This is a genomic window from Pseudaeromonas paramecii (assembly GCF_039540575.1).
GTDB lineage: Bacteria > Pseudomonadota > Gammaproteobacteria > Enterobacterales > Aeromonadaceae > Pseudaeromonas > Pseudaeromonas paramecii.
The window spans coordinates 44,691-61,220 of the sequence record NZ_BAABFC010000006.1; the positions used below are offsets into that span (position 1 = coordinate 44,691).

At 60.4% G+C, this 16,530-nt stretch carries 13 protein-coding genes; 6 read left to right on the plus strand and 7 right to left on the minus strand.

The window, feature by feature from the left end:
• Positions 1–131 precede the first annotated feature (131 nt).
• From ABD847_RS04300 to ABD847_RS04310, 3 genes are all read left to right on the plus strand, one after another.
• Positions 132–689 carry a GNAT family N-acetyltransferase gene (locus ABD847_RS04300; RefSeq protein ID WP_345010418.1) on the plus strand — a complete coding sequence of 186 codons (558 nt, stop codon included), beginning with the start codon at positions 132–134 and terminating at the stop codon, positions 687–689.
• A gap of 74 nt (positions 690–763) precedes the next feature.
• On the plus strand, positions 764–1,390 hold the full coding sequence (locus ABD847_RS04305) for a LysE family transporter (RefSeq protein WP_345010420.1): 627 nt from the start codon (positions 764–766) through the stop codon (positions 1,388–1,390).
• Between the two features lie 6 nt (positions 1,391–1,396).
• Positions 1,397–2,356, plus strand: a complete 960-nt coding sequence (locus ABD847_RS04310; RefSeq protein ID WP_345010422.1) for a DUF481 domain-containing protein — start codon at positions 1,397–1,399, stop codon at positions 2,354–2,356.
• A gap of 69 nt (positions 2,357–2,425) precedes the next feature.
• On the opposite strand, the gene ABD847_RS04315 is transcribed toward ABD847_RS04310, so the two are convergent.
• The 3 genes from ABD847_RS04315 to ABD847_RS04325 form a co-directional block, all read right to left on the minus strand.
• Complete coding sequence (locus ABD847_RS04315) at positions 2,426–3,850, minus strand: carbon starvation CstA family protein (protein WP_345010423.1); 1,425 nt, start codon at positions 3,848–3,850, stop codon at positions 2,426–2,428.
• A 127-nt stretch (positions 3,851–3,977) separates the two neighbouring features.
• A complete protein-coding gene (btsR, locus tag ABD847_RS04320) occupies positions 3,978–4,685 on the minus strand; it encodes a two-component system response regulator BtsR (RefSeq protein WP_345010424.1) in 708 nt (235 codons plus the stop codon).
• Positions 4,682–6,352 (minus strand): LytS/YhcK type 5TM receptor domain-containing protein, encoded by a 1,671-nt coding sequence (locus ABD847_RS04325; RefSeq protein WP_345010426.1) that lies wholly within the window; start codon positions 6,350–6,352, stop codon positions 4,682–4,684. The genes btsR and ABD847_RS04325 overlap by 4 nt, the downstream gene beginning before the upstream one ends.
• A 129-nt stretch (positions 6,353–6,481) precedes the next feature.
• Between ABD847_RS04325 and ABD847_RS04330 the strand changes: the two genes are divergently transcribed.
• Positions 6,482–7,096, plus strand: a complete 615-nt coding sequence (locus tag ABD847_RS04330) for a DUF2059 domain-containing protein (protein ID WP_345010429.1) — start codon at positions 6,482–6,484, stop codon at positions 7,094–7,096.
• A 1-nt stretch (position 7,097) separates the two neighbouring features.
• Here the strand turns inward: ABD847_RS04330 and ABD847_RS04335 are convergent, their stop codons facing one another.
• Both ABD847_RS04335 and ABD847_RS04340 read right to left on the minus strand, forming a co-directional pair.
• Positions 7,098–8,849: an EAL domain-containing protein gene (locus ABD847_RS04335; RefSeq protein WP_345010431.1), complete on the minus strand. Its 1,752-nt coding sequence runs from the start codon at positions 8,847–8,849 to the stop codon at positions 7,098–7,100.
• Between the two features lie 74 nt (positions 8,850–8,923).
• Entirely contained in the window at positions 8,924–9,385 is a 462-nt protein-coding gene (locus tag ABD847_RS04340) for a YchJ family protein (protein ID WP_345010433.1), read from the minus strand.
• 150 nt (positions 9,386–9,535) lie between these two features.
• On the opposite strand from ABD847_RS04340, the gene ABD847_RS04345 reads away from it, so the two are divergent.
• Positions 9,536–11,203 carry a methyl-accepting chemotaxis protein gene (locus ABD847_RS04345; protein ID WP_345010435.1) on the plus strand — a complete coding sequence of 556 codons (1,668 nt, stop codon included), beginning with the start codon at positions 9,536–9,538 and terminating at the stop codon, positions 11,201–11,203.
• A 62-nt stretch (positions 11,204–11,265) separates the two neighbouring features.
• Here ABD847_RS04345 and ABD847_RS04350 read toward each other — a convergent pair whose 3' ends face one another.
• Positions 11,266–12,507 (minus strand): cyclic di-GMP phosphodiesterase, encoded by a 1,242-nt coding sequence (locus ABD847_RS04350; RefSeq protein ID WP_345010437.1) that lies wholly within the window; start codon positions 12,505–12,507, stop codon positions 11,266–11,268.
• Between the two features lie 103 nt (positions 12,508–12,610).
• Positions 12,611–15,268 carry a bifunctional acetaldehyde-CoA/alcohol dehydrogenase gene (gene adhE, locus ABD847_RS04355; RefSeq protein ID WP_345010439.1) on the minus strand — a complete coding sequence of 886 codons (2,658 nt, stop codon included), beginning with the start codon at positions 15,266–15,268 and terminating at the stop codon, positions 12,611–12,613.
• Between the two features lie 624 nt (positions 15,269–15,892).
• Between adhE and ABD847_RS04360 the strand changes: the two genes are divergently transcribed.
• Positions 15,893–16,528: a YchE family NAAT transporter gene (locus tag ABD847_RS04360; RefSeq protein ID WP_345010441.1), complete on the plus strand. Its 636-nt coding sequence runs from the start codon at positions 15,893–15,895 to the stop codon at positions 16,526–16,528.
• Positions 16,529–16,530: the final 2 nt, after the last annotated feature.

Here is a 16,530-nt window from a genome sequence, read left to right on the forward strand (position 1 = left end):
GGCGTAAAAATCCGTCTGGACGTGGGCAGCTGCCAGTGGCTGCCGCGCTGCGGTTGACGGCTGGGGTGGTTTTAACCTACAGCTGGACAGGTCGGCGGCGGGGCTGCCCGCCCGCACCATCAGGAGGGACCATGGAGATCCAGATCACGCCATTGACGCAGGCCACGGTGGATGCCTGGTTCGCGTTTTTTGACCAGCGGGCATTTGGTGATAACCCGGGCTGGGCCGGCTGCTACTGCACCTATTTTTTTCGGCCGCGTCCGGTGGAGGCCACAGGTGCCGGGCGCAGTCGCCGGGAGTATGCCCGCTGGTTGATCGATGCGGGCCGGTTACAAGGCTACCTGGCCTGGCACGAGGGACAGGTGGTGGGCTGGTGCAATGCCAACCGCAAGTCCGCCTTCACCGCCCTGGCTGAGGTCGAGGCCACCCGGGTCTTGGCCATCACTTGCTTTATGGTGGATCCCGCCTGGCGCGGCCAGGGGATCGCCGATGGGCTGTTGACCCATTTGCTGGTGGCCGCTCGTCAACAGGACTGGTGGTGGGCCGAGGCCTATCCCAGCCCTCGGGCGCGCTCTGCGGCAGGCAAGTTTCATGGCTCGGTGGCCATGTTTGAGCGGCATGGCTTCACGGCGGTACGGCATGGCAGCAGCCTGTTGATGCGCCTGCCGTTATCCCCGCCGCCTGTCTAGCCGGCACAGTGCACTTGGCCCTTGCCCGGTGTCGTCCACTGGCGTTTAATGCTGCTTTGACAAGGAGGTGCGACATGGCACTGGATATGTGGCTGGCGTTTTTTGCCGCCTGTTGGGTTATCAGTCTCTCCCCGGGGGCCGGGGCCATCGCGTCCATGTCCAGCGGGCTACAGGTGGGGTTGTGGCGGGGTTACTGGAATATTCTGGGGTTGCAGCTGGCCCTGGCGGTACAGATCCTGATCGTGGCGGCCGGGGTCGGCGCCGTGCTGGTGGCCTCCGAGCTGGCGTTTAACCTGATCAAGTGGTTCGGCGTTCTCTATCTCATCTACCTGGCTTATCGCCAATGGCGTCAGGCACCCCAGGCCATAAAGGCGCAGACGGATCCGGTGCAGATCCCAGGGCCTGCCCTACTGGCCAAGGGCTTTCTGGTCAACATCAGCAACCCCAAGGCCATCGTCTTCATGCTGGCGGTGCTGCCCCAGTTCATCGACCCGGCGGCCCCCCTGGTGCCCCAGTACGGCCTGATGCTGATCACCATGATCAGCGTGGATGTGCTGGTGATGACGGGCTACACCTGTTTGGCCGCTAAGGTGCTGCAACTGCTGCGGACCCCCCGCCAGCAGCGGCTGCTTAATCGCAGCTTTGCCAGCCTGTTTGTGGGGGCGGCGTCCGTCCTGGCCCTGGTGCACAGAGGTAACTGATCCGCGATGAGTCTGCTGTTGGCGCTCTTGGGTTCGGCGCAGGCCGTGTTGTGGATGGAGAATGGCGACCGGCTGAGCGGCCAGATCAAGAAGATCAGTGGCAGCGAGCTGGTGCTGGAGACCGTCTACGGTGGTCAGCTGCGCCTGCCGCGGGCCAATGTGACCCGCTGGCAGGATGAGTCTGGTCGGCTGCTCGGCCCCGAGACCCTGGTGGCGGCCACACCGCCGGCCAAGTCCAAGGACGCATGGGAATACAAGGTGTCGGCAGATGCCAGCGTCAAACTCAAGCGCGGCGAGAATAGCCGCAACGACATCGACCTGGATCTGGATACCCAGCTGACCGCGGGCCAATGGCGCTGGGGGCTGGTTGGCGACTACGAGTACGACACCTCAGAAGGGCAGACCCTCACCCACAAGTATCAGCTCATCCCTAAGCTGGACTACTTCTTCCATCCCAACTGGTTCTGGCGCGGCTCGGTGGATCTGCGTTATGACATGTTGGGTGAAACTTACCTGGAGGTGGACTACGCCAGTGGCCCGGGCTACCGCTTCTGGAAGCGCAAGGAGAGCTGGCTGGAGATGAACCTGCAGGCCGGCTGGAGTGCGGTGCGCTGGCGCGATGACAGCGGGTCACTCTCGCTCATATTCCCTGGCCAACGGCAGGTGGCCTACCCCTTAGTTATTTGGGGCTGGGATTATCAACAACCGTTGGGGGATAGCCGTTTCACCCTGTTCAGTCAGGGCAAGTATGCCAAATTCGTCAAGCAGCAATCCGATTGGCTGGTGCTCAATCAGCAGGCCGAGGCAGAGTTCGGGGTACGTTATGCCCTGAGCAAACACCTGCGGCTCTCCTGGCGCTCGGAGGTGGATTGGAACGACATGTGGCTGGAGGCGGGGGGGCAGAAGATCCGCCCCGAGGATGATCTGGAGTGGCGCCATTATCTGAGCCTGGGCTTCAACTACTGAAGCCAGTCCCCGGCGCAAGAACGACAACACCCCGCCATGGCGGGGTGTTTTTTTTTGCCGTTCCCCTGGTTACGGGGCGGGTGCCTTGGCGGCCAGGGCGCCGCTGCGGTACTTGAGCAGGAACAGCACCGTGATCGCCAGGGTGGCGGCCACACCAATCAGGCTGGAGGGCAGCATGGCCAGACCGAAGCCGATGGGGGCATTGGCCAGGTAGGTGATGCACACCGCCGTCATAAACACCGCCGGCAGGGTGCAGATCCAGTGCAGCTTGTCCTCCTTGGCCAGGTAGGCGGCGGCGGCCCACAGCATGATCACGGCGGTGGTCTGGTTGGCCCAGCCGAAGTAGCGCCAGATCACTCCGAAGTCCGCCTTGGAGATGAGGTAGCCCACCACAAACATGGGCACGGCGATGAGCAACCGCTTGGCGATGGGCTTCTGCGGCATCTTCAGAAACTCGGCAATGATGAGGCGGGCACTGCGGAAGGCGGTATCGCCGGAGGTGATGGGCAGTATCACCACCCCCAGGATGGCCAGTATGCCCCCCACCTGACCCAGCAGGCCGATGGAGACTTCGTGTACCACGGCGGCCGGACCGCCATGGGCCAGGGTGGCGTTGAGGGCGGTGGGGCTGTCGTAGAAGGAGAGGCCCAGGGTACACCAGATCAGGGCGATGACCCCTTCACCTATCATGGCGCCGTAGAAGATGAAGCGGCCGGATTTTTCATTTTGCATGCAGCGCGCCATCAGCGGCGACTGAGTGGCGTGAAAGCCGGAGACGGCGCCACAGGCGATGGTGATAAACAGCAGGGGCCACAGGGGCAGCTCGCTGGGATGCAGGTTGGCCAGGCTGATGCCGGCGCTGTACAGGGGCTTGTCGGACAGCAGCATGGCGGCCACCAGACCGACGGACATGAACAGCAGCAAGGCGCCAAACAGGGGATAGAGGCGGCCGATGATCTTGTCGATGGGGACTATGGTTGCCAGTATGTAGTAGGCGAAGATGGCCAGGATCCAGTAAACCACGCTACTGCTGGTGAGGTTGGCCAGCAGGCCGGCCGGACTCAGCACAAACACCACACCCACCAGCATCAGCAACAGCACCGCAAACAGGTTCATGAAGTGCTTGGCGGCCGAGCCCAGATGCTCCCCCACCACCACGGGCACCGAGGCGCCCTTGGCCCGCACCGACAGCATGCCGGAGAAGTAGTCGTGCACCGCGCCGGCGAAGATGCAGCCGAACACGATCCACAGCATGGCCACCGGGCCATACAGGGCCCCTAGTATGGGGCCGAAGATGGGCCCCACGCCGGCGATGTTCAGCAACTGCACCAGATAGATCTTCTTGTCGGACATGGGCACATAGTCCACCCCGTCCGCCATGGTGACTGCGGGGGTGGCCTGTTCTGGCCGGGGGCCGAACACCTTTTCTACGAACTTGCCGTAGAAGAAATAGCCGGCCAGCAACAGGCCGACAGCAAGCAGGAACCAACTCATACCTTCACTCCTTGGAAAGGTTATCAATCGTAGGGGAGTGTAGGCCTGGCTTGCCGCCCTGGCTGCCGCTACCGGCTAAGCGGCGGTTTGGCGGCGCCAGCGGCGAGACGGTGTGAGTCAGGTCACGTCAGCTCAGCCCCAGACGGGCCTTGATGTCGGGCAGGAAGCGGCGGCTCACCGGCACCGTTTGCCCCGCCGGGGTGAGGATTTCGGCCAGTTGGTGCTCCAGCAGGCGCAACTCCCCCAGGGCGTGGGGAGCCACCAGATACTGGCGATGGCAGCGGATGAGGGGCGTCTGCTCCTCCAGGGCCTTCAGGGTCAGTTGGGTATGGTAATGCTCGCTGCCGCTGACCAGGTGCACGCCTCCCAGATCCGAATAGGCAAAGTCGATGGCCTCCAAGGGCAGCAACTTGACCCGGTTGTGGACAAACACCGGCAGCCGGCTGGGCGGTGGCGCCAGCTGGCGTACCGGTTGGGGTGTGAGGCTCTGGCGCAGGCGGTGCAGCGTCTTGGCCAGACGATCCGGCGCCACGGGTTTGAGCAGGTAGTCGAAGGCCTGCTCCTCGAAGGCCTGGATGGCGTAGTCATCAAAGGCGGTGACAAACACGATGCGCGGCAGGGGATCGGCCAGCAGGCCGATGAGCTCCATGCCGCTGACCTTGGGCATCTGGATATCCAGAAACACCACATCGGGCTTGAGTTCGTTGATCTGTTGCAGGGCCTCGATGGCGTTGGCCGCCTGGCCCAGGATCTGGATGTCTGCCTCGCCGGCCAGCTGGCTCATCAGCTCCTGGCGCGCGAAAGGTTCGTCATCCACCAGCAGTACGCGGATCATGGGGCCTCCTTGGGCAGGGTCAGGCTGACCCGGCAGTAACAGTCGGCCTGGTTGTGGATTCTAAGCTGGGCCTCACTACCAAAAGCGTTGTGCAGCCGCCGCTGCACTATGGTCAGCCCCAGGCCATCGCTGTCGCCAGACGGTGCGTAGGCGCCGGCATTGTCTTCTATCTCCAACAGCACCTGCTTGCCCCGCGCCTCGGCACGGATCTGCAGCCGTCCCGGCTCCAGCAGGTTGGCGATGCCGTGCTTGATGGCGTTTTCGATCAGGGGCTGCAGGGTGAAGGCCGGCAGCCGGGTGGTCAGCAGCTCCGCCGGGATCTGGTAATCCACCTGTAGGCGCTCGCCGAAACGGGCCTGCTCGATTTCCAGATAGGACTGGCAATGCTCCAGCTCTTCGGCCAGGGTGGTGAGCCCCTCCTGGCGCTTGAGGTTCTTGCGGAAGAAGTGCGACAGGTGCAGCAGCAGGCCGCGGGCCCGCTCGGGATCCGTGCGGGTGATGGCGCCGATGGTGTTGAGGGTGTTGAACAGGAAATGGGGGTTGATCTGGGCGCGCAGCAGCTTGAGCTCGGCCTGGGTTAACAGGTTCTCCTGTTGCGCCAAGCGGCTGCTGAGTAGCTGGCGGGACAACAGGTTGGCGATGCCTTCGCCCAGGGTGCGGTTGATCTTGAGAAACAGGCGCTGCCGGGGTTCATACAGCTTGATGGTGCCCAGGACCCCTTTCTCGCCTTGAAGCGGGATCACCAGCACAGAGCCCAGCGGGCAGTGGGCCTGGATGCTGCAGCGGTAGGGCTCGCTCTGACCGTCGGCAAACATCAAGCGGTTATGGGCAATGGCGGCCAGGGTCAGGGGCGAGGAGATGGGGCGCCCCGGCTTGTGGTGATCCTCACCCGTGCCGACGAAGGCCAGGATGCGGTGGCAGTCGGTGATGGCCACGGCGCCGACCCCGGTTTCCTGATAGAGGATCTGGGCCACCGCCTGAGCCGCGGCTGGGGTGAGTCCCTGATCCAGCAGGCCGACGGTGCGCTGGGCGATGCGCAGTGCCTTGGCGGAGAAGGTGCCGGAGAGCTCCTCGAACATGCGCTTCTGATCGCGGATCATGCTGATAAACAGGGCGGCACCGGTGGCGTTGGCCAGCAGCATGGGCGGGGCGATGAGCTGCACCAGCTCCCAGGCCTGAGCGAACGGCTGAGCCAACAGCAGTATGATGAGCATCTGCAGCAGCTCGGCCAGCAGGGTAACGGCAAAGGCCAGGGCGGGGCTGAACAGCTTGTCCAGCCGACCACGGCGCAGCAGGTACCAGTGTACCAGGCCGCCGAGCAAGCCTTCGGCGGTGGTGGAGACGGCGCAGGCCAGATCGGTGAAGCCCCCCAGGCTCCAGCGATGCAGGCCGCCGGTGAGGCCGACGAAGAAGCCGGTGATCGGGCCGCCCAGCAGCCCCCCCAGCACGGCGCCTACCGCCCGGGTATTGGCGATGGCCCCCTGGATCTCCAGACCAAAATAGGTGCCCAGGATACAGAAGGCGGAGAACAGACAGTAGATCACCACCTTATGCGGCCAACGCACCGAATAGTTGGCCAGGGGATGGAACAGGGGGGTCTTGGAGAGCAGGTAGGCGATCACCAAAAACACGCTGAGCTGTTGAAACAACGAGAAGACGAGGGGCATGATCCACTCCTGTACCGCAGGATGGGGTCATGGTATGCCAATCCAACCAGAGCGGACAGGCGGGGCGGCCTCTTTGCGCCAACTTGTGAGCAGGGTCACCGGACCCACAACAACCAAAAAGGATGCGTTATGGGACAGGGCGTGGGCAATGGGACGTGGCAGCGAACAGGCTCTGTGAGCGGGGCCGGCTGCACCGGCCGCGGACGCCTGTGGTGCTGGCTGGTCTGTCTGGCCCTGTGGGGGAGTGTCTGCCGGGCCGAGCTGCCTGCCGAGGCGTTGAGCCTGGCGGATAACCTCATCAATCCGGGGCAATTTAACCAGTTCAATCAACAGGTGCTGCAGGACCTCATTCGTCAGCAACCCGAGCTGGCCCGCTATCAGGGGGTGGTGCAGCGCTGGAGCAAGGAGACCCTGAGCTGGCCTGAGGTGCGCCAGGGGTTGGCCCTGCACTACGCCCAGCATTTTACCCGCGACGAGATGGCCCAGATGAATGTGTTTTTTGCCACGCCTACGGGCAAGAAATACGTCAAGTATGCGCCCCTGCTCAGGGAGGAGACACTGGCGGTCGGCCAGAACCTGATCCAGGCGGGATTACCCCGGCTGGCGTTGATGCTGCAGGTGGCGAAGGCACAGGCCGGTGACACCAGCCCGACGGGGGTGACGCTGCCGGCCAGTGGCGCCTTGACGGCCCAGCCGGTTTCGGCGGCCGTGTCTGCTGCCTCGCCTGACGATAACAGACGGTGAGTCAGGCGCAGATGCCGGTTTGCTGGGGCGTCTCCAGCCAAAGGTGATCGGCTTGCTGTTTGGCCTGCTTCTTGGCCTGGCTGAGACGTTCGCTGAGCTGTCCCTGGGTCAGCGGCAGGCCGGGTTGCCAGCAGACGGCGCCGATGGCCAGGGCCACCAGGGGAAACTGCCGCTCCTGACCGTCCCTGTCCTGGCCGACGATGCCGCCGCGGCGCACATCTTCCTGGCGGTAGCAGCAGATCCTCAGCTGATGAAACTCGGCCTGTAACTGGGCCAGATTACTCCGCCAATCGCCATGTTCCCCCAGCAGGATGAAGTCATCCCCGCCCAGATGGCCGATGAAGGTGTCAGCCTGGGTAAAATGCTTGCGCAGCAGGCGTGCCAGCAGCTTGATCATCTGATCGCCTCGATCATAGCCGCAAACGTCATTGAAGGGCTTGAAGTGATTGAGATCGCAGTAGGCCAGCCAGAAGGGGCGGCCTCGGTGAATGGCGCGGGTCAGGGCCTGCTGAATGGGGACGTTGCCTGGCAGCAGGGTGAGGGGGTTGGCATGGCGGGCCATCTGCAGCTTGTAGTCGGTGAGGCGGCGCATCAACTCCCGGATCCGCCCCATGCCCAGGTAGCGACCCTGTTGGCAGATGACAAACCAGGCATCCATCTCATCGCTGTTTTTGGCCACCAGTTGCTGGCTGACCTGGATCAGGCTCTGTTCGGCTTCCACCAGTATGGGCTGGGTGTCCATCAACCGGCTCACCGGCGCCTTGGCATAGAGGGAGTGGCCAAAGCGCTCCGCCAGATGGCTCAGCAGGCTCTGGCGCCGCAGTAGCCCGATGGGCTTGTCATCCTTGCCCAGCACCGGCAGACAGCCGTACTCACTTTGCTGCTTGAACAGCTGCAGCGCCTGCTCGCATAACAGATCTGGACTCAGCACGGGGGCGCTTTGGGCCAGTTGCCCCACCTTGTGAATGACCTCCTGCTCGCTGGGGGCGGGATCGCTACGCGCGCCAAACAGGGCGCCGGGACGCTGGGCGGGCTTGCCCAGCAGGTAGCCCTGACAGTAACGGATGCCCAGCTGACGCAGACACTGGTACTCCTCTTCCCGCTCCACGCCCTCGAGTATCATGGCGCAGCCCAGGTTGCCGGCCAGATCCCGCAGGCTGGCGACGAACTGACGCTTGGTGAGATCCTTGTCCAGATCTGCCGTGAAGTAGATGTCCAGCTTGACGAAGTCGGGCTTGAGGCTGGACCACAGACGCAGGCCTGAGTTGCCGGCCCCCAGATCGTCGATGGCCACGCCAAAGCCGGCCTGCTTGAGCAGGGCCACCTGACTTTGGATGTCTTCCCAGCAGTTGACCGGGTGGTGTTCGGTCAACTCGATCACCAGATCCTGACAACTCAGACCGGCGGTTTGGGTCAATGCCACCAGTTCGGGCACCTGACAGGCCAGCAAAACGCGGGGGGAGAGATTGACGAACAGCCGGCCCGGCAGGCGCTGCTGGACAAAACAACTCAGCGCCTGTTGCAGGCATAACAGCTCCATCTCCTTGAGGCGACCTTGCTGCTCGGCCTGGAAGAACAGCTCCAATGGCGAGTGCAGCGGACTGTCCGAGGGGCCCCGGCTTAAGGCTTCATAACCCAGGGGAGACTGCTGCTGGCAATCGAAGATGGGTTGCAGCAGTGTCTGTATCTGGCGGTTGGCTAGGATTCGTTCGAGCTCGGCCTGCATGGGGCATCCTCGGATGACTTGGCTCATGGCCTGGCACTCTAGGCAAGGCAGATGACAGCACCATGACAATGCCGAGCTAATTATCAGAATTTACAAGGATTTTACCGTCCGCAACATTTTTTGAACTTGATGCCGCTACCACAGGGACAGGGGGCATTGGGCTTGGCCTGCAGCAGAGGCAGCAGATCCCCGTCGGTATAGACCCAGTGGCCCGCCAGCCTGACAAAACGGGAACGTTCGTGATGGGGGTGGAGGCTGCCCGCCTGGCGGTACCAGGCGATAAATTCCACCGTGCCTTGGGTATCTTCTGGCCCGCCCTGCTCGTTTAACACCTGCAGACGTACCCAGTGCCCGTCCTGCTCGGCGCCCAGCGCCTCGGCGGTCAGATCAGGACGGTAATCGGGGTGCCAGCTGGCCAGGATGTAGTCCCAGTGGCCCAACACGAAGGCGCTAAAGCGCGAGCGCATCAACTCCACCGGCCTTGCCGGCCATTGATCACCTTGAATGAAGGGGCCGCAGCAGGCGGCGAAGGGGCGGGTTCCTCCGCAGGGGCAGGTTTGCATCTAACTCTCCCAAAAATGTCGATTATAAGGGGCGGCGGGCGGAAATGGTTGTTTAGGCGATCCCTGTAACAGCATGTAACCAGTCTATCGTGCATACTGCCTTCACTGAGTCTCTGGATCTATGACTCGTTGTGAACAAGGAAATCGAGTATGACCATAAAACAAAAGATCATGCTGTTGGCCAGCTTGCCGCTGGTGCTGGCTGTCTGTGCGATCAACCTGACCAGCTACTGGATCGGCCAACGGGCTCTGCAAGAGGAACTGCAACTGTCCCGGGGCAAGCTGATGGAGGCGCGGCGTGCCCAACTGACCAACTACATGACCCTGGCTCGCACCGCCATCGCGGCCGAGTATGAGGGCGAGGATACGCCGGCCCGACGGGAGAAGGTCAAGGCGATTTTGCGGGCCCTGCGCTATGAGGCCGATGGTTATTTCTTTGTCTACGACTACCAGGGGATCAACCAAGTACTGGGCCCGAAGCCTGAGCTGGAGGGAAAGGACTTGTCCGGGCTCAAGGATGAAGAGGGGCGTCCCTTTATCCGCGGCATCATAGAGGCTGCTCGTCAGGGCGATGGCTTCTACTCCTATCTGTGGACGAAACCCTCCACCGGCAAGACAGTGCTCAAGCTGAGCCTCAGTCAGACACTGGATCGGTATGGCTGGGTGTTGGGCACGGGTTTTTATATCGATGACATTGACCAGCAGCTGGCCAACACCCAGCAGATGCGCAATGACGAGCTGCGTCAGCAACTGCTGCGCAGCCTGCTGGTCTCCTTGCTGCTGTTATTGCTCACCGTGCTCTTGACCCTCTGGGTGGCCAACCGGATTTCCCGGCCGCTAAGCGGCATTGCCGAGGCCTTGAAGGCCATTGCCTCCGGGGATGGGGATCTGACTCAGCGACTGCCGGTACTCAGCCAGGATGAGGTGGGTCAGGTGGCCGGGGCCTTCAACCACTTTGTCGAGCAAATCCAGGCGCTGGTGCGTGACGTGGGGGGGACCGGTGAGGAGCTGGCGCAAGTCTCCGAGCAGCTCAGCGGCGTGGCGGAGCGTTATAACAGCCAGATGCAGGCTCACCGCAAGGAGACAGAACAGGTGGTCACGGCGGTGACTGAGATGAGCAGTACGGCCCAAGAGGTGGCTGGCAGCGCGGCCCGGGCCGCCGAGGCCACGGGCGCTGCCGCCCAGGCCTCGGATAGCGCCCGCAGTGTGGTGGATAACGCCGTTGCCAGCATTCATGGTCTGGTGGCGGAGGTGAATGCGGCCTCCGAGGTGATCGGTGAATTGTCCCAGCAGACCGCCAACATCGGCTCTGTGGTGGAGGTGATCCGCAGCATTGCCGAGCAGACCAACTTGCTGGCGCTCAATGCGGCCATCGAGGCGGCCCGGGCCGGCGAGCAGGGCCGCGGCTTTGCGGTGGTGGCGGACGAGGTGCGCTCTTTGGCGGGGCGTACTCAGCAGAGTACACACGAGATCAACGATATGCTGCAACGCCTGCAAGCCGGGGTGAAAGACGCGGTAGAGGCCATGCAAGCCGGACAGTTGCGCAGTGAACAGACGGTGACGGAGGCGGCGCGCATCGGTGAGGCCCTGTCCGGCATGAGTGATGCGGTTGGCACCATCAACGACATGAACCTGCAAATTGCCTCGGCGGCGGAGGAGCAAAATGCCGTCTCTGAGGAGATCAACCGTAACCTGGTGGCCATCAGCCAGATAGTGGATCAACTCACCAGTGAGGCGGCGTCCACCGAGCAGACCACCCAATCTCTGTCGTCGGCTGGACGCCGTCTGCGGGAGCTGATCCGCCGCTTCCGCTACTGAGTGACCCAGTTCGGGGATTAAAAAAGGGCTCTTCGGAGCCCTTTGTCATCCTGGTGAGCGGTTCAGCTGGTGTAGTAGTAGCAGAAGTGCTTACCGAGGTTGAAGAAGTCATGCTGGGCCTGGCTCAGCTCTTCAAGCTTGCACAAGCCACTGATCTGGCGTTCATCCTGCTGTAGTGGGATCAGATCCACGCCTTCGCTGACTCGGCCTCTTTCATAGGGCAGGACTATGGGTTTGAGTGGCGTCTGGGGATCGCTGGCCATCACCAGCGCCAGGGTATCATCGCTCAGGCGCACCAGACTGCCGGGAGGATAGATGCCCAGCACCTTGATAAGCAGCTTGATATAGCCACCGTCAAACCAGATGTCCGCCTTCTTGAACAGACTGGCGACGACCTGATTTGGCTGGCCTGGGCGGGTTGCTGATCTGGGATGCAGCTGCTCTTCGTAATAATCGGCGACGGAGATCAGGCGGGCGAGGGCACCTATCTGTTCTCCCTTGAGACCATTCGGGTAGCCGGAACCATCCAGCCGTTCCTGGTGTTGCAATACCGCCTGACGGATTTCTGGGCTGAAGGCCTTGAGTTGGCTGAGCTGATCGAAACCATACTGCACATGCATGCGCATGAAGTTGATCTCTGACTTGGTCAGTTCCACCCGCTTTCGACTGATCTGCGTCGGGATCTTTAACTCACCAATGTCATGGACCAAGGCGGCCAGTCCGGCGTTTTCAATCTCCAATGGCGACCAGCCAGCCTCCCGGGCCATCAGCATGGCGATGTAGGCTGTGTTGAGGCTGTGCAACAAGAGTACGTCGCCTTGTTGTACCGAGCGAACCAGCTGTAAGCCGATGGGCTCCTCGGTCTGGGTGAGGTGAGCAGCGGCGGTGCGAATAAGTTGGGCGACCGTGGCCAGCCCCTCATCGGGCTTGAGGTTGAGCTGCCCCAGGGACTCCCGTAGCGGACTCAATGCATTGCTAAATTGCCGGTCGGCAAAGCGCATGGAGCGGCGCAGATCCTGTTGTTGCTGACGGATGGGATCTGCGGGGGCGGCAGGGGCGGGGGCAACGTCCTCACTTGGCGTCGCGCTGACCACCTCACCAGTGACAGGCTCGGGAATGTTGCCCGTGCTGCGGTAGGGGTCTATGGTCACCTGAGCCAGGCCCAGATTGCGAATGATCTGCAGCTGCTCCTCGTCCTTGATGCGAAAGGAGCTAAATAAGAAGGGATGATCTTTCCAGCTGCCTGGCAACTTGACGAAGTGGCCTATGCGCAGGTCGGTTACGGCGATGCTGATATCGGGCATTCAAACTCTCCTGATCGTTCAGCAAAATTAGCAAACCCTTGGCAGAACAGCAAAAAAAAGGTCCGCAACCTGTGCGGACCTTCTTATTTACTCAGGCAGAAGCTTACTTCTTCTTCTTGCCTTCTTCTTTCTTCTCTTCCTTGGCTTCTACCACAGCGCCTTCAACATAAGGACGGCCGTAGTAGGAGTCGAGCAGAACCTGCTTCAGTTCGCTGATCAGCGGGTAGCGCGGGTTGGCGCCGGTGCACTGGTCATCGAAGGCTTCGACGGACAGGGCATCCACCTTGGCCAGGAACTTCTCTTCCGGTACGCCTGCTTCACGGATGGACATGGGGATGTCCAGTTCCTTCTTCAGGCCGTCCAGCCAGGCCAGCAGCTTCTCGATCTTGGCGGCGGTGCGGTCGCCGGCAGCAGTCAGACCCAGGTGGTCAGCGACTTCGGCATAACGACGACGAGCTTGCGGACGGTCGTATTGAGAGAACGCAGTCTGCTTGGTCGGGTTGTCGTTAGCGTTGTAACGGATCACGTTGCTGATCAGCAGGGCGTTAGCCAGACCGTGCGGAATGTGGAACTCGGCACCCAGCTTGTGGGCCATGGAGTGGCACACACCCAGGAAGGCGTTGGCAAACGCGATACCGGCGATGGTAGCGGCGTTGTGAACCTTCTCGCGAGCCACCATGTCAGCCTTGCCGTTCTTGTAGCTGGAAGGCAGGTATTCCTTCAGCATCTTCAGGGCTTGCAGCGCTTGGCCGTCAGAGTATTCGTTAGCGATAACGGATACATAGGCTTCCATGGCGTGAGTCACGGCGTCAACACCACCGAAGGCACACAGGGACTTGGGCATGTTGGCAACCAGGTTGGCGTCAACGATGGCCATGTTCGGGGTCAGCTCGTAGTCAGCCAGCGGGTACTTGACGCCGGTGGCATCATCGGTGACTACCGCAAACGGAGTCACTTCAGAACCGGTACCGGAAGTGGTGGTGATACACACCAGCTCGGCCTTTTGACCCATCTTCGGGAACTTGTAGATACGCTTACGGATGTCCATGAAGCGCATGGCCAGATCTTCGAAGGCGGTGTTCGGATGCTCGTACATTACCCACATGATCTTGGCGGCGTCCATCGGTGAACCACCACCCAGCGCCAGGATGACGTCCGGCTTGAAGGAGTTGGCCATCTCGGCGCCCTTGCGGACGATGGACAGCGTCGGGTCAGCTTCTACTTCGTAGAACACTTCCACTTCCATGGACATGCCCTTCAGCAGGCGAACCAGCTCATCGGCATAACCGTTGTTGAACAGGAAGCGGTCGGTGACCACCATGGCGCGCTTCTTGCCTTCCAGATCGCTCAGAGCGATGGGCAGAGAACCACGACGGAAGTAGATAGATTTCGGAAGTTTGTGCCACAGCATATTTTCAGCCCGTTTAGCGACCATCTTCTTGTTGATCAAGTGCTTCGGACCAACGTTTTCGGAGATGGAGTTACCACCCCATGAACCACAACCCAGAGTCAGGGAAGGAGCCATTGCGAAGTTGTACAGGTCACCGATACCACCGTGGGTGGTGGGGGTGTTGATCAGGATACGAGCGGTCTTCATCTTGTCACCGAAGTACTTGACGCGATCGGCGTTCAAGTCTTGGTCGGTGTACAGGCCGGAGGTGTGACCGATACCACCCAGGTTGACCATGTCACAAGCCATGTCGACGGCTTCTTCGAAGTTCTTGGCGCGGAACATGCCCAGAGTCGGAGAGAGCTTCTCGTGAGCGAACTCTTCTTCTTCACAGATCTTCACGCCTTCACCGATCAGGATCTTGGTGTCAGCAGGAACCTTGACGCCAGACATTTCGGCGATCTTGGTGGCGGGCTGACCCACGATGGCGGCATTCATGGCGCCGTTGATCAGGATAACCTTACGAACCTTGTCAGCTTCTTCCTTGGACAGAACATAGCCCTTGTGGGAAGCAAAACGTTCCTTGACCTGGTCGTAGATGGCATCAACCACGATGACGGCTTGCTCAGAAGCACAAACCACACCGTTATCGAAGGTCTTGGACATCAGGATAGAGGCAACGGCACGCTTCACATCAGCGGTTTCGTCGATAACAACAGGCACGTTACCGGCGCCAACACCGATAGCCGGCTTACCAGAAGAGTAAGCAGCCTTCACCATGCCGGGGCCACCGGTGGCCAGGATCAGGTTGATGTCGTTGTGCTTCATCAGCGCGTTGGACAGCTCAACAGACGGTTGGTCGATCCAACCGATGATGTCAGCCGGTGCACCCGCTTCGATGGCCGCGTCCAGTACCAACTTGGCAGCGGTATTGGTGGAGTTCTTGGCACGGGGGTGCGGGGAGAAGATGATGGCGTTGCGAGTCTTCAGAGCAATCAAAGACTTGAAGATGGCGGTGGAGGTGGGGTTGGTGGTCGGAACGATACCACAGATGATACCCACAGGTTCGGCGATGGTGACGGTACCGAACTCATCGTCTTCACTCAGAATGCCACAGGTCTTCTCGTCCTTGTACTTGTTGTAGATGTACTCGGAGGCAAAGTGGTTCTTGATAACCTTATCTTCGATGATACCCATGCCTGATTCCTCAACGGCCATTTGGGCCAGGGGAATACGAGCATTGTTGGCAGCCAGGGCAGCAGCGCGGAAGATTTTGTCTACTTGCTCTTGAGAGTAGGTAGCAAACACACGCTGTGCGGCCTTGACGCGCGCAACCAGATCATCCAATTCGGCAAGATTTGTAACTGCCATATCTTTCTCCTACTGAGTTTTGAAAACTGTTTACTAAGGTGTTGCAAGAAAACAAGGCGGAGCAATGAAGTCTGCGCAGTATAGTCCAGCGGGACTCAAAGCGCTTTCCTTATGTTCTCTTGTGCTTAGGAAACAACTTTCACGGCGATTATAGGAGTTGGTAGACCGGAGAAATTTGATTTGCATCAATTGTTGTAAAATGACAAAAGAAAAATCTTTTCATGTCGTAAATCCTGCAATAAAGCCATGGTTTTTCGGGTGCCGGGAATCGGCAACTTACGGTTTCCACATGGTTTTTTCTAGCCAGCTTCATGCCATAAAACCCATTCTTAGGGTGTGGGAAAGCTGACGTCTCGTTACGCATGGCATGGCCTATCGGCTTACCTTGCTGTGGGGGCGCTAGCTGGCGAATCGGGTATTAGCAGGGTAATCAACCATCTATGGCGAAGTTAACCGTAAGTCGAGCAGGCCAGGGCGGCCAGCGGCGGATAAAAATAACTAATCAGAAGCTGGGGAGATATTACTAAATCTCGTTGGTCAACCGGCAACTGAGCGCGTATCTTTTGCCGTCATTTATTGACTACTCTGTAGTCAACTTTCTCCAAAATTGAGGATATTGGCGCCATGCTGGATGTGTTGCCCGTCTATTTGAAATTTTTTATCGGTTTGATGGCCATCATCAATCCGCTGGGCTTGCTGCCGGTGTTCGTCAGCCTGACCAGCCAGCAGACAGCCCAGGAGCGGATGAAGACCAATACCACCGCCAATCTGGCGGTGATGGTGATCCTTTGGGTCTCCATGCTGTTCGGTCAGGTCATTCTGGATATTTTCGGTATCTCCATCGCCTCGTTTCGCATCGCCGGTGGCGCACTGATCACCCTGATTGCTTGGTCCATGTTGCAAGGCAAACTGGGGGAGGTGCGGCACAACAAGGAAGAAAAGGGAGAGTTTGAGGCCAAGGAGTCCATCGCCGTGGTGCCCTTGGCATTACCGCTGATGGCGGGTCCCGGCGCCATCAGCTCCACCATCGTCTATGCCAGTCAACATCGTAGCCCCACCGAGCTATTGGGCTTGGCCCTGGTGGTGGTGATCTTCGCCCTGTGCTCCTGGGGCATCTTCCGGTCGGCCTCCTTGCTGTTTCGCATCATGGGCAAGACAGGGGTCAATGTGGTCACCCGTATCATGGGGCTCATCATGATGTCGCTGGGCATCGAGATTATCGTGGCGGGTCTTAAGCATATGTTTCCGGCCTTGACCTGAGC